The organism is Mycobacterium gordonae (assembly GCF_002101675.1).
GTDB classification, from domain to species: Bacteria; Actinomycetota; Actinomycetes; order Mycobacteriales; family Mycobacteriaceae; genus Mycobacterium; species Mycobacterium gordonae.
On sequence record NZ_LQOY01000098.1, the window covers coordinates 1 to 13,528 of the forward strand.

Consider the following 13,528-nt stretch of genomic DNA (forward strand, 5'->3'; position numbering starts at 1 on the left):
GTCACCGCCGATGCCGCCGGCCCCTCCCATACCCCCATTGGCGGGTGCTCCCGAATTGGAGCCCACGCCGCCGAAACCACCGGTACCGCCGTCACCTCCGCCGGTACCTGCTCCGCCGTTGCCCCCGTTACCGCCCGTGCCGTTCGTAGCGTTGCCCCCAGCCCCGCCGACCCCTCCATTGCCGCCATGTCCGCCGGCCCCGCCGGTGCCGCCGTTGCCGCCAAAACTGAGGATGCCGGTAGCACCAGCACCACCGGCGGCGGCTACGCCGCTCGCGCCGGCCTTGCCGCCGTTGCCCCCGTTGCCGCCGATGCCCTTCGCGGTGGCTCCGCCGGCCCCGCCGGCTCCTCCATTGCCGCCGTCCCCGGCGTTGCCGCCCGTTCCACCGTTGCCGGCGTTGACACCAGCGCCCGCGGCCCCGCCGTTGCCGCCGTTGCCCGCCGCACCACCGGCTCCGCCGGCACCGCCGTTGCCGTTGATGGCCTGTCCACCAAGCCCGCCGTTGCCGCCGGCTCCGCCGACCCCACCTTTGCCGCCGACAGTGATGCCGGGCGCCCCGTTGCCGCCACTGCCGCCATTGGCGCCGTTGCCGCCGGCCCCGCCGGCCCCGCCGTCGCCGAAGATTGAACCGCCCTTCCCGCCGATCCCGCCGGTGCCGCCGCTGCCGCCGGCGCCGCCGAGCCCGCCGTTGCCGAGCGGCTGGTTGACGCCCGCCGCCCCGGCGGTGCCGGCCAATCCATTTCCGCCGGCTCCGCCGTTGCCTCCGTTGCCGAGTGGGCCGCCGTTGCCGCCTGCACCGCCGGTGCTGCCGTTGCCGCCCGCGGTGACGGCGTTGCTGCCGTTGCCGCCGTTGCCGCCGTTGCCGGCCGGACCGGTGGGCGATGCACCCTTGCTACCGTTCTCGCCGGCCTGGCCGCCTGCGCCGCCGGCCTTGCCGCCAGTGCCACCACCGCCGGCGTTGCCGGGGTTGCCGCCGTTGCCGCCGGTGCCGCCGTCGCCGTTATTGAAGCCGGGGGTTCCATCTGCGCCGTCGCCGCCGTTACCCGGCGCGCCCGCCGCGCCGCCATCACCGCCGCGGCCGCCGTTACCCGCAGTGCCGGCTTTCCCGGACACTCCGACGGCCCCGGCCGCCCCGCCGTCGCCTCCGGCGCCGCCGAGCGCACCGTTGCCGCCGTTGCCGCCGTTACTGCCGTTGCCGTTATTGATGCCAGGTATGCCCGCCCTGCCGTTGGCTGCGTTGCCGCCCGCCCCGCCGGTTCCGCCCGCGCCGCCGGCGCCGCCGCCGCCGGAGACCAGGCCGCCTTTCCCGCCCGCGCCTCCGTTGCCGCCAACGCCGCCGATACCACCGGGCCCGCCGTTAGCGGACAGGCTCTTGCTGCCATCCGAACCGACCGCGCCCGCGCCTCCGTTGCCGCCGGAGCCACCATCACCGCCGTTGCCGAGCATTCCGCCGCCGCCCACGGTGCCGGTCTGACCCAACAGTCCACCGGCGCCACCGGCACCGCCCGCGCCGCCCGCACCACCGTCACCGCCGGAACCACCGGACCCGCCGTTTCCGCCGGCACCGCTGTTGACATTGGCCTTCCCCTCGGCGCCGTCAACGCCCAGCCCGCCTGTGCCACCGGTACCGCCCACGCCGCCGAGGCCGCCCGAACCACCGTCACCGATGAGCACACCGCCACGACCGGCTGCGCCGCCCGCCCCGCCGGTACCGCCGACGCCTCCCGTGCCTCCCGGGTCGCCTGCGGCCAGGCCGTCCAGACCGGCGACTCCTGTGCCCCCGGTTCCGCCCGCGCCGCCCGCTCCGCCGTTGCCGAGCAAGAACGCCTGCCCGCCCGCGCCGCCGGCGCCGCCGACACCGGCCGTGATGGCGGCGGCCCCGCCCGCGCCCCCCGCACCACCGTTGCCCATCAACCAACCGCCGGCGCCGCCGGTGCCGCCGCCGCCGCCCGCGAAACCGCCGCCACCTGAACCGCCGTTGCCGATCAGCCCGGCCGCGCCGCCGCTACCCCCGCCCACGGGTCCTGCACCGCCGCTGGGCGTGTAGCCGGCGCCGCCATCGCCGAACAACAAGCCGCCCGCGCCGCCGTCTGGGCTGGCCGCGGTTCCCGCCGCGCCATTACCGATGAGAGCGCGCCCCAACAACAGATTGGTGGGCGCATTGATGATCGGGTCCAGCAGCTGGCCGACAGGGCTGTTGATCCAGCCTTGACCGACCGCATGGATGGGCCCGTAGACGAGCGTCTGAAATCCGTCGGCAATGGGTGAGTCGAGAGCGGCCAGCGGAGCAATCCCGGCGGCCGGGCCGGCGCTCTGCAAAGACGTCGCGATGGCCGCCTCGCTACCCGCATACGAGGCCGCAGCGACACTGAGCGAGCGCACGAACTGCAGGTGGAACGTCGCCGCCTGGTCGGCCACTGCCTGGTACTCCCGAGCGTGTGCACCGAACAGTGCCGCTATGGCTGCCGAGACCTCGTCGGCGCCTGCCGCCGTCAGCTCGGTCGTCGGGAGGGCCGCCGCCAGATTTCCAGCTCTGATCCCTGAGCCGATCTGCCCCAGATCTTGCGGGGCCGTCTGCAGCAGTTCCAGCGCGACGCGCACAAATGACATATCCAACGACCTCCGGCCCGATCCGGTGCTCGCGGGAAGTCTCGTCACGCGAACACGATCCGGGCGACAGACTGCCGACGGCTGAGAACATACGCGTCTCGGGTCAGCGCCCGGGGCATTTTGTCGGGGTTCATATTGCGGTCATGGCGCAGACGCGCGAGTGCGCCGCACCCTGTGCGCAGAGTCAACGCCGGTCGCGCCCTCCGGGGCGCGCATCGTCACCGGGCGTCGGTAGCCTGCTCACCGTGGCCCTCTACCGCAAATACCGACCGGCAACCTTCGCCGAAGTGGTGGGGCAGGAGCACGTCACCGAGCCGCTGTCCATCGCGCTGCAGGCGGGCCGGATCAACCACGCCTATCTGTTCTCCGGGCCCCGCGGCTGCGGGAAGACATCCTCGGCGCGCATCCTGGCGCGGTCGCTGAACTGCGAGCAGGGTCCGACGCCCACCCCGTGCGGCGTCTGTGACTCATGCCAGGCGCTGGCGCCCAACGCGCCCGGCAGCATCGACGTCGTTGAACTCGACGCGGCCAGCCACGGCGGCGTCGACGATACGCGCGAACTGCGTGACCGCGCGTTCTACGCCCCGGCGCAGTCGCGGTATCGGGTGTTCATCGTCGACGAGGCCCACATGGTGACCACCGCCGGCTTCAACGCGTTGCTGAAGATCGTCGAGGAGCCGCCCGAGCACCTCATCTTCATCTTCGCCACCACCGAACCGGAGAAGGTGCTTCCGACGATCCGGTCACGCACCCACCACTACCCCTTCCGGTTGCTGCCCCCGCGCACCATGCGGTCGCTGATCGGCCGCATCTGCGAGCAGGAGGGCGTGGTTGTCGACGAGGCGGTGTACCCGCTGGTCATTCGGGCCGGCGGGGGTTCCCCACGCGACACTCTGTCGGTGCTGGACCAGTTGGTGGCCGGCTCCGACGGCGGCCGGGTGCACTACCAGCGGGCACTGGGGTTGCTCGGCGCGACCGACGTCGCACTCATTGACGACGCCGTCGACGCCCTGGCAGCCGGCGACGCCGCGGCATTGTTCGGAGCGGTCGAGTCGGTGATCGACGCTGGCCACGACCCGCGGCGCTTCGCCACCGACCTGCTGGAGCGCTTCCGCGACCTGATCGTGCTGCAGGCGGTGCCCGACGCGGTATCGCGCGGGGTGGTCGACGCGCCCGAGGACATTCTCGACCGGATGCGCGAACAGGCGGCCCGTATCGGCCCGGCCACCCTGACCCGCTACGCGGAGGTGGTGCAGGCCGGCTTGGGGGAGATGCGCGGTGCGACGGCACCGCGACTGCTGCTGGAAGTGGTGTGTGCGCGGTTGCTGCTGCCTTCGGCCTCCGATGCCGAGTCGGCGCTGCTGCAGCGTGTCGAACGCATCGAGACCCGGCTGGCCATGTCCATCCCGGCCGCCGAAGCAGAACCCGCCGCACCCGCGGCTCCGGCCCGTCCGGTCCCGGTGCGCCGCTCAACGCAGCGGCCGGCCACTGCGGAGCGCAAGCCCGAACCCGCCCCGGCGCCCGAGCGCAAACCCGAGCCGCCGCCGGCGCCTGCACCACAACCGGAACCGGCCGCTTCGGCCCCGGGTGAACTCAACGCGGCGGCGGTACGGAGTATGTGGCCCACCGTGCGCGACAAGGTCCGCGAGCGTAGCCGCACCACGGCGGTAATGCTCTCTGGCGCAACGGTTTTGGCGGTGGAGGACAACACGCTGGTGCTGACCCACGAGGCGGCGCCGTTGGCCAAGCGGCTGTCCGAACAACGTAACGCCGACGTCATCGTCGAGGCGCTCAAAGACGCCTTGGGGGTGAACTGGCGGGTGCGTTGCGAGACCGGCCCACCGGCCGCAGCCGAGATCAGTGCGGCGCCGGCCGCAGTGGAAGAGCCTGTGCCCCAACCGGATTCGGCACAGCGCGACGACGAGGAAAGCATGCTTGCCGAGGCCGGCCGCAGCGACCCGTCGCAGCCGCGCCGCGACCCCGAAGAGGTCGCACTGGAATTGCTGCAGAGTGAGCTGGGCGCCCGGCGCATCGAGGGCTGACGGCGCAATCCGGAAATCGGCCGCACCTATATCGTGGTCCTCGACAACGGCTACCAAACAGAGGAGTGCCACCTGATGGGACAGGTGAAAGCCACCAGCACCGTCTTGATCCACGCGGAGCCCGCGAAGGTGCTCGACGCGGTCGCCGACTACCAGACGGTCCGCCCGAAGATCCTCTCCCCGCAGTACAGCGAATACGAGGTGCTCGAGGGCGGCCAGGGGCAGGGGACCGTCGCCAAGTGGCGGCTGCAGGCAACCGAGTCGCGGGTGCGCAACGTGCAAGTGAACGTCGACGTCGCCGGTCACACCGTCATCGAGAAGGACGCCAATTCATCGATGGTGATCAACTGGACGGTCGCCCCCGCCGGGCCCGGCTCCAGCGTCACCATCACCACCACCTGGACGGGTGCCGGCGGCGTCAAGGGATTCTTCGAGAAGACGTTCGCGCCGTTGGGGCTCAGGAAGATCCAGGGTGAGGTGCTGGAGAACCTGAAGAAGGAGCTGGAGGGCTGAACCCCTGCTAGCGGGCCTGGCCCTGGGTCGCCAGGAATCCGGCGACGCCCTTCACCAGCGCGTCGGCATATTTCTGCCGTCCCTCCGCGGACTCCATCAGCGCCGAGTCCGCAGGATTCTTCATGTTGCCCAGTTCGACCAGGACCGACGGGTACTGGGCCAGGTTCAGCCCGGCCAGATCGGCGCGCCCGTAGAGACCGCCCTGACCGATGTAATTGGCCGGCGGAATGCCCGACGCCTGCAGCTGGTCACGCATGACGCGGGCGAATTGCACCGACGGTCCGGCCTGGGCGGCGTTGAGCGGCGGGGCGGAGTAGTTGACGTGGAACCCCCGACCGGACGCCGGCCCGCCGTCGCCGTGCAGGCTGATGACGGCGTTGGGATGCATCGCGTTGGCCATGTTGGCGCGTTCGTCGACGCAGGGGCCCAGGGCGTTGTCGTTCCCGCGTGACATGGCGGTGCGCACGCCCAGCGCGTTGAGCGCGGCGCGCAGCCGCAGCGCCGTGTCCCAGGTGAAGGTGTGCTCCGGATAGCCGCTGTTGGTCGTCGTGCCGCTGGCCTGGCAGTCTTTGGTCCCGCCGCGACCGGTGGGCACCTGCCGACCGATGGACGCGTCATTGGCGCCGTTGTGGCCCGGATCGATGAACACCACCATTCCGGCGAGGCTCCCGGGGGCTGCGACCGCGGTCGGCAACAGCGGCGTCCCAGCGGCAACGAGCACCCCGACGACCATGGCGATCCCGACACGCAGGCTCAGACGTACGTCCACTGCGCCAAGGTAACGCCCGCGGACTAGGCTGAATGTTTCAAATCGCCCGACAACCGCAGGCGAAACCAACTCGAGACCAAGATGCGAGGGGACTGTCATGCAACCCGGAGGCGATATGTCGCAGCTGCTGGCGCAGGCGCAGCAGATGCAGCAGAAGTTATTGGAAGCTCAGCAGCAATTGGCGAACTCCGAGGTGCACGGTCAGGCCGGCGGGGGACTGGTCAAGGTCGTCGTCAAAGGCAGCGGTGAGGTCGTCGGCGTCACGATCGACCCCAAGGTCGTCAACACCGATGACATCGAGACCCTGCAGGACCTGATCGTCGGCGCGATGGGCGATGCGTCCCGCCAGGTCACCGCGATGGCGCAGGAGCGCCTCGGTGCGCTGGCCGGTGGCATGCGTCCGCCCGCCCCGCCGGGACCGCCGCCCGGTGTGCCGGGGGTCTGAACTGCGGAATGTTTGAGGGACCGGTTCAGGATCTGATCGACGAGCTCGGCAAGTTGCCGGGCATCGGACCCAAAAGCGCGCAACGCATCGCTTTCCATCTGTTGTCGGTGGAACCACCGGACATCGATCGGCTCACGGCGGTGCTCGCCAAGGTCCGCGACGGCGTCCGGTTCTGCGCGGTGTGCGGCAATGTGTCCGACGACGAGCGGTGCCGGATCTGCGCCGATCCGCGGCGGGACGGTTCGCTGGTCTGCGTGGTCGAGGAGCCCAAGGACATCCAGGCCGTCGAGCGCACCCGCGAATTCCGCGGCCGGTATCACGTTCTGGGTGGTGCGCTCGATCCCTTGTCGGGAATCGGCCCCGAGCAACTGCGGATCCGTGAACTGTTGACTCGCATCGGTGAGCGCGTCGACGACGTCGACATCGCCGAGGTGATCATCGCCACCGACCCCAACACCGAGGGCGAGGCGACCGCCACCTATCTGGTCCGGATGCTGCGCGACATCCCCGGTCTGACCGTGACGCGCATCGCGTCCGGGTTGCCGATGGGCGGTGACTTGGAGTTCGCCGACGAGCTGACCCTGGGTCGCGCGCTGACCGGCCGTCGGGCCATGGTCTGAGTCCCCGCTAACGCTTCGCGCCCGACGAGCGAACTACTTCTCGGGCGTCCGGGCGGCACGCAGAAGGGACACAGATGTCGTTTGTCAGCGCACGACCGGAATTACTCGAGGCGGCATCGGCGGACCTCGCGGAAATCGGATCCATCCTCTCGGCGACCAACGCCTTCGTGGCGGCGCCGACGACAGCCGTGGCGGCGCCGGGGGCGGACGGGGTGTCGGCGGCCATATCGGTGATGTTCGGCTGGCACGGCCAGGCTTACCAGCAACTGAGCGCGAAGGCCGGCGCCTTCCACGAGCAGTTCGTGCAGCTGCTGCGGGCCGGCGCGCAGTCCTACTCCACCGTGGACGCGGCCAACCAGGCGGCGTTGCAGGCCGAATCCGCCGCCGGCTCGGGGAGCGCCGCCGCTGCGGCCGGGCCCGCGGCCGCACTGGAAACTCACCTCACCGACACGCCCCTGTACGCGGCGCTGGCCAACAGCCCGGCGTTCGAAGGCCTGGGCGACTGGCTCCAGGCGTTCTAGGCGCCCAGCCGCTCCCGACGCAACAGGTCCACCTCGGGTAGCTCCAGCGGCGCCAACCGGCCCACCACCTGACTCAGCAGATGGTCGGCCAGCTCCGGATTGCGCGCCAGACACGGCCCGTGCATGTACGTCGCCACCACACTGCCCTGCACCACGCCGTCAAAACCGTCGCCGGCACGGTTGCCCGCGCCCCTGGTGACCGCGGCCAGCGGCGACGCGGCCGATCCCAGCACCGTGCCGCCACGGTGGTTCTCGAAACCGGTCAACCGCTGCGTCAAACCAGGCAGCAACGGCTTGCACACCAGCTCGCCGATGGTTCGTTTGTCCTGCGGCGAGGTCGTCGCATCCAGCATCCCGACGCCGTCGACCCGTTCTCCCGACGACGTCTCGTACCAGTGCCCGAGTACCTGGACCGCCGCGCAGATGGCCAGCACGGGTGCACCGCGCTCTGCCGCACGCTGCAACCCCGGGTACCGCAGTAGGTGCCGGGTGGCCAGCCGCTGGGCGTAGTCTTCCGCGCCCCCGAGGGTGTACAGGTCCAGCGAGTCGGGCACCGGATCGGCCAGCGTGATCTCCACGATCTCGGCGGCGATGCCCCGCAACAGCAACCGCTGCCGTAGCACCACCGCGTTGCCGCCGTCGCCGTAGGTACCCATCACGTCGGGCAGGACGAGGCCGATTCGCACCGGGTCCGCTCGCAACTCAGCCATGCCGTGCCAACCTCCGGTTCAGCTGCAGGAACGCGGTGTAGTTGGCGACCACCTCGACCCGCCCGGGCGGGCAGGACTCGATGGCCGCCACCGTGTCGTGCACCAGGGTGTGCTCGACGCCGGCATAGCCGAGCCGCACCGCGAGATCGGTGCCGCGTTCGCCGGCGGCTACCACCCGGGTCTCCTCGAAGTGCTCGAAGCGCACGTCCCACAGCCACGACAGGTCCTCGCCGTCGGGAACCTGGCCGTTGACCGCGATCACCACGCCGTCGGCGTGCTTGTCCACCATCGACAACGCCTCCTGCCAGCCGGCCGGGTTCTTGGCCAGCAGGATCCGCGCCTCGTGGGCGCCGATCTTGACGCTGCGGTAGCGCCCGGCGACTTCGTCGACCGTACAAACGGCCGCCACCGCCTTGGCCGGGTCGGCGCCCAGCGCGACCGCGGCCGCCACCGCCTGGGCGGCATTGCCCCGGTTCACCGCCCCCGGCAGGGCCAGTCGCATGGGCACCGCCACGCCGTCGGGGCCGTAGAGGGTGTGGTCGTCGAACCACCACTGTGGGCTGGGCCGCTTGAAGTCGGCGCCGGTGGAATACCAGTGGCCCTGCTCGCGGACGATCACCTCGCCGCTGCGCGGACAACTCACCGAGTCGTTGGCCCAGGAGCCACCCGCTGCCACCCACACCACGTTCGGGCTGTCGTAGGCGGCCGAGGTCATCAGCACGTCATCGCAGTTGGCCACGACGACCGCGTGGGGATGGCGGGCCAGTCCGGCTCGCAGGGTGCGCTCGATGACGTTGATCTCGCCGACCCGGTCCAATTGGTCGCGGGACAAGTTGAGCAGGACGACGGCGGTCGGCTCGACGGCATCCGACACGTGCGGCACGTGCATCTCGTCGACTTCCAGGGCGGCCAATTCCGCTCGCCGGTCGGCTGCAAGGGCCGCGACCAGCCCGGCGTCCATGTTTGCGCCCTCGGCGTTGGTCGCGACGGCTCCCAAGGTGCCCAGCGCTGCCGCGGTCATCCGGGTGGTGGTCGACTTCCCGTTGGTGCCGGTGACGATCACGGTGCGCCGGCCGGCCCCCAGTTGCCGCAAGATCGACCGGTCCAGCGTCATCGCCACCAGGCCGCCGATCATGGCGCCGGCCCCACGGCCGGTGACCCGCGAAGCCCAACGCGCGCTTGCCCCGGCGGCGAGCGCCAGACGGGCGCGGGTGGTGATCACCCGTGCAGGTTAACCGCCGACACGACGCGCCAGCGACTCCGTGATGTCGGTCCGACGTGCCATCCTCATGCCATGAACCGGATGTGCTGGGGTCGGCCGGCGCGGGAGCCGGACGCCGGATGGGCCGTGATTGACGTCGAGACCTCGGGCTTTCGGCCAGGTCAGGCCCGGATCATCAGCGTCGCGGGGCTGGGTCTGGACGCAGACGGCCGAGTCGAACAATCGGTTGTGAGCTTGCTCAATCCGGGGGTCGATCCCGGTCCCACCCATGTGCACGGGCTCACCTCCGCGATGCTGGAAGATCAGCCGCAGTTCGCCGACATCGTCGATGATCTGGTCCATCTGCTGCGCGGCCGCACGCTGGTGGCGCACAACGTCGCCTTCGACTACTCGTTCCTGGCCGCGGAGGCCGAAATCGCCGGCGTCGAGCTGCCGGTCGACTCCGTCATGTGCACCGTCGAGCTGGCCCGGCGGCTGGAGCTCGGCGTGGACAATCTGCGGTTGGAGACGCTCGCCGCGCACTGGGGCGTCACCCAGGAACGCCCGCACGACGCGTTCGACGACGCGATGGTGCTGACCGGCATACTGGCGCCGGCACTCGAACGGGCGCGCGACCGCGACATCTGGCTGCCGGTGCATCCGGTGACCCGGCGCCGCTGGCCCAACGGCCGGGTCACCCACGATGAGCTGCGACCGCTGAAAGCACTGGCGGCCCGGATGCCCTGCCCCTACCTCAACCCCGGCCGTTACGTCCGCGGCAGGCCCCTGGTGCAGGGCATGCGGGTGGCGCTGGCCGCCGAGGTGCGACGTACGCATGAGGAACTCGTCGAGCGCATGCTGTACGCCGGGCTGGCCTACAGCGACGACGTGGACCGGGAGACCTCACTGGTGGTGTGCAACGAGACCGCACCGGAGCAGGGCAAGGGCTATCACGCGCTACAACTGGGCGTGCCAGTCGTTTCCGACGTGCAGTTCATGGACGGCGTCGGTGCGGTGGTGGGCGGCCGCAGCATGGAGGAATTCGCCGACACCGCGCTGGTCGACGAGCAGTTCGCCCTTTTCTGAGTCGGCCCCACAGCCTGTGTACGGCTGCCGCCGGCACTGCTTCTGAGTGACCCACATCACGAGAAGACGTTTGCGTCGACATGGCCCGGGTTATTCGACGTGTGTACGAGAGGAGCACGAAATGCCCGTTTGGCAAATGATTTTGATCGCGGCCTCCGTCGTCATCGTGGTCGCCGTGGTGATCATCGCGGCGAGTTACGTGAGCAGTCGCCGCAACTCGGAGCGACTGAGGCAGCACTACGGACCCGAATACGAGCGTCTGGTATCGGAAACCGGAGGCCCGAAGACAGCGGAGAAAGAGCTGCTCGCCCGCGAGCGCAAGCGAGACAAACTCGACATCAAACCGTTGGCGCAGTCGGCGCGCAACGACTTCAACACCCGCTGGCAACAGGTCCAGACCGCATTCGTCGATGATCCGGCTGCGGCCGTCGGAGTCGCGGACCGTCTGGTCACCGACGTGATGCGCGAAAGGGGTTATCCCGTCGACGATTTCGAACAGCGAGCCGCAGACATCTCCGTCGACCATCCACAGATCGTCGAGAACTACCGCGCCGCACACACGATTCATTTGTCCCAGCAGCGCGGCGGCGTCGACACCGAACAACAGCGAGAGGCCTTCGTCCACTACCGGGCATTGTTCGAAAAGCTGTTGGAGACAACACCACAGGAGGCGAGAAAATGACTACGCATGATCAACGAACCGACGTGACCGGCTCGTACGACGACACCCAGCGGACGGTCCAGCCGACGCCGCCGGCCGAGGAGCGCGTGCAGCCCCAGCAACAGGCCCCCGCATTTTCCGAAACCGAGCCCCTCGGTGAGGCCGCGGCACCGGTGCAACAGCAGCACGAAGCAGGCCACGAGGCAAGCCGATCATCAACGGAGGAAACGCTTTTCGCCGACGCGGACCTCGCTGATCTGCGAGCCCGGTGGGCCGGCGTGCAAGCGGCTTTCGTCGATGACCCCAAGGACTGCGTTCAGAAGGCCGACGTGTTGGTCTCTGATCTGGTCGACCAACTCACTACCGGGTTCGCCCACGCGCGTTCGCGGCTCGAAGAGCAGTGGTCACGCGGTGAGGAGGCGTCGACCGAAGATCTGCGCCTGGCACTGATGCACTACCGCGAGTTCTTCGAGCGACTGCTTGCGGTGTAACCAACCGAGCACGGGCCCGGCCCGCCCCTGTGGGATCTAGCGCGATGCCCGGTTGACCGCCGACACCACCGCCCGCAGTGATGCGGTGGTGATCGACGGCGCAATACCCACGCCCCAGACCGTGCGCCCCGACACCGAAGCCTCCACGTAAGCGGCCGCCTGCGCGTCGTCCCCGGCACTCATCGCGTGTTCCGAGTAGTCCAGCACCGCGACGTCGAACCCGACCGTGCCCAGCGCGTCGACGAACGCGGCCAGCGGACCATTGCCCGAACCGCTGATCTCGGTCTCCACCCCGTCGATCTTGACGGTGGCGGTGATGCTGGTGGTGCCGGTGTCTTCCTCCGACGCGTCGACCCGCTGCTTGATGCGTTCCAGCGGCAGGATCGGCGCCAGGTACTCCTCGGAGAACGCCTCCCACATCTCCTTGGGCGACACTTCACCGCCCTCACCGTCGGCCATCTTCTGGATCACCTGCGAGAACTCGATCTGCAACCGGCGCGGCAGGGCCAGACCGTGGTCGGCCTTCATGATGTAGGCCACCCCGCCCTTGCCGGACTGCGAGTTCACCCGGATCACCGCTTCGTAGGTGCGTCCGACGTCCTTGGGGTCGATCGGCAGATAAGGCACCTGCCAGAGCATGTCCTCGACATCGCTGTCAGCGGCGTCGGCGTCGAACTTCATCTGGTCCAGGCCCTTGTTGATGGCGTCCTGGTGGCTGCCGGAGAACGCGGTGTAGACGAGATCGCCGCCGTAGGGGTGACGCTCGTGTACCGGCAGCTGGTTGCAGTACTCGACGGTGCGGCGGATCTCGTCGATGTTCGAGAAGTCGATCTGCGGGTCCACGCCGCGCGAGAAGAGGTTCAATCCCAGCGTCACCAGGCAGACGTTGCCGGTGCGTTCGCCGTTGCCGAACAGGCAGCCCTCGATCCGGTCCGCCCCGGCCTGGTAACCCAATTCGGCTGCGGCGACAGCGGTTCCGCGGTCGTTGTGCGGGTGCAGGCTCAGGATCACCGAGTCGCGGCGCGCCAGATTGCGGCTCATCCACTCGATCGAGTCGGCGTAGACGTTCGGCGTGGCCATCTCCACGGTGGCGGGCAGGTTGAAGATGATCGGGTTGTCCGGCGTCGGCGCGATGATCTCGCCGACGGCGTCGCACACTTGCTTGGCGTATTCCAGCTCGGTTCCGGTGTAGGACTCGGGGGAGTATTCGAACCGCCAGCGGGTGCCCGGGTATTTCGCCGCCTCCTCGACGCATTTGCGTGCGCCGGCGGTCGCGATGTCCTGCACGGCGGCCCGGTCGGCGCGAAAGACGACGCGGCGCTGCAGGATCGAGGTGGAGTTGTAGAAGTGCACGATGACGTTCGCCGCACCCTCGCAGGCCAGGAAGGTGCGCTCGATCAACTCCGGCCGGCACTGGGTCAGCACCTGGATGGTGACGTCGTCGGGGATCGCGCCGTCGGTGATGATCTCGCGGACGAAGTCGAAGTCGGTCTGGCTGGCCGAGGGAAATCCGACCTCGATCTCCTTGTAACCCATCCGGACCAACAGGTCGAACATGCGGCGCTTGCGGGCCGGGCTCATCGGGTCGATCAGCGCCTGGTTACCGTCGCGCAGGTCCACCGCGCACCACAGCGGCGCGTGTTCGATGACCCGGTCGGGCCAGGTGCGGTCGGCGACCCGGATGGGCTCGACCTCGTCGGCGAAGGGGCGGTACCGGTTGACCGCCATGGACGTGCCTCGCTGCGGATTCCACGCGGGCTGGCCGGGCCGCGGCGGGCCGGCGGGCTTGTGGATGGTGCGCGCTGAGACGTAAGCGTCGGGTGAATCGGGATTAGTCACGGTAGTTGCTCCGGGGATGT

13 protein-coding genes are annotated in these 13,528 nt (G+C 69.7%); 8 read left to right on the forward strand and 5 right to left on the reverse strand.

The window, feature by feature from the left end; genetic code table 11:
- Positions 1 to 2,610: PE family protein (locus AWC08_RS16615; RefSeq protein ID WP_142283631.1), on the reverse strand; the 2,610-nt coding region annotated here is incomplete at its 3' end.
- Between the two features lie 245 nt (positions 2,611 to 2,855).
- Between AWC08_RS16615 and AWC08_RS16620 the strand changes: the two genes are divergently transcribed.
- Positions 2,856 to 4,652 (forward strand): DNA polymerase III subunits gamma/tau, encoded by a 1,797-nt coding sequence (locus AWC08_RS16620; RefSeq protein WP_069432945.1) that lies wholly within the window; start codon positions 2,856 to 2,858, stop codon positions 4,650 to 4,652.
- Between the two features lie 75 nt (positions 4,653 to 4,727).
- The gene (locus tag AWC08_RS16625; RefSeq protein WP_065136328.1) at positions 4,728 to 5,165 is read left to right on the forward strand and encodes an SRPBCC family protein; all 438 of its coding nucleotides are present in this window, start codon (positions 4,728 to 4,730) and stop codon (positions 5,163 to 5,165) included.
- Between the two features lie 7 nt (positions 5,166 to 5,172).
- Here AWC08_RS16625 and AWC08_RS16630 read toward each other — a convergent pair whose 3' ends face one another.
- Entirely contained in the window at positions 5,173 to 5,934 is a 762-nt protein-coding gene (locus AWC08_RS16630) for an Rv3717 family N-acetylmuramoyl-L-alanine amidase (protein ID WP_197521981.1), read from the reverse strand.
- 97 nt (positions 5,935 to 6,031) lie between these two features.
- Here AWC08_RS16630 and AWC08_RS16635 point away from each other — a divergent pair, with 97 nt between their 5' ends.
- The 3 genes from AWC08_RS16635 (at position 6,032) to AWC08_RS39650 (ending at position 7,520) form a co-directional block, all read left to right on the forward strand.
- Positions 6,032 to 6,379: a YbaB/EbfC family nucleoid-associated protein gene (locus AWC08_RS16635; protein ID WP_083271033.1), complete on the forward strand. Its 348-nt coding sequence runs from the start codon at positions 6,032 to 6,034 to the stop codon at positions 6,377 to 6,379.
- Positions 6,380 to 6,387: 8 nt separating this feature from the next.
- The gene (recR, locus tag AWC08_RS16640) at positions 6,388 to 6,999 is read left to right on the forward strand and encodes a recombination mediator RecR (protein ID WP_069432948.1); all 612 of its coding nucleotides are present in this window, start codon (positions 6,388 to 6,390) and stop codon (positions 6,997 to 6,999) included.
- Between the two features lie 74 nt (positions 7,000 to 7,073).
- Complete coding sequence (locus AWC08_RS39650) at positions 7,074 to 7,520, forward strand: PE family protein (protein ID WP_069432949.1); 447 nt, start codon at positions 7,074 to 7,076, stop codon at positions 7,518 to 7,520.
- Here AWC08_RS39650 and AWC08_RS16650 read toward each other — a convergent pair.
- Both AWC08_RS16650 and AWC08_RS16655 read right to left on the reverse strand, forming a co-directional pair.
- Positions 7,517 to 8,230, reverse strand: a complete 714-nt coding sequence (locus AWC08_RS16650; protein ID WP_069432950.1) for a type 1 glutamine amidotransferase — start codon at positions 8,228 to 8,230, stop codon at positions 7,517 to 7,519. The two genes, AWC08_RS39650 and AWC08_RS16650, sit on opposite strands and share 4 nt — an antisense overlap.
- Positions 8,223 to 9,452, reverse strand: coding sequence for a Mur ligase family protein (locus AWC08_RS16655; protein ID WP_069432951.1), 1,230 nt, complete (start codon positions 9,450 to 9,452; stop codon positions 8,223 to 8,225). The genes AWC08_RS16650 and AWC08_RS16655 overlap by 8 nt, the downstream gene beginning before the upstream one ends.
- A gap of 72 nt (positions 9,453 to 9,524) precedes the next feature.
- Here AWC08_RS16655 and AWC08_RS16660 point away from each other — a divergent pair, with 72 nt between their 5' ends.
- The 3 genes from AWC08_RS16660 to AWC08_RS16670 all read left to right on the forward strand — a co-directional run bounded on the left by AWC08_RS16660 (position 9,525) and on the right by AWC08_RS16670 (position 11,669).
- A complete protein-coding gene (locus AWC08_RS16660; RefSeq protein ID WP_069432952.1) occupies positions 9,525 to 10,517 on the forward strand; it encodes a DEDDh family exonuclease in 993 nt (330 codons plus the stop codon).
- 121 nt (positions 10,518 to 10,638) lie between these two features.
- Positions 10,639 to 11,199, forward strand: a complete 561-nt coding sequence (locus tag AWC08_RS16665) for a hypothetical protein (protein ID WP_065136318.1) — start codon at positions 10,639 to 10,641, stop codon at positions 11,197 to 11,199.
- The gene (locus AWC08_RS16670) at positions 11,196 to 11,669 is read left to right on the forward strand and encodes a hypothetical protein (RefSeq protein ID WP_065136317.1); all 474 of its coding nucleotides are present in this window, start codon (positions 11,196 to 11,198) and stop codon (positions 11,667 to 11,669) included. The genes AWC08_RS16665 and AWC08_RS16670 overlap by 4 nt, the downstream gene beginning before the upstream one ends.
- A gap of 36 nt (positions 11,670 to 11,705) precedes the next feature.
- Here the strand turns inward: AWC08_RS16670 and leuA are convergent, their stop codons facing one another.
- Entirely contained in the window at positions 11,706 to 13,508 is a 1,803-nt protein-coding gene (gene leuA / locus AWC08_RS16675; RefSeq protein WP_065136316.1) for a 2-isopropylmalate synthase, read from the reverse strand.
- Positions 13,509 to 13,528: the final 20 nt, after the last annotated feature.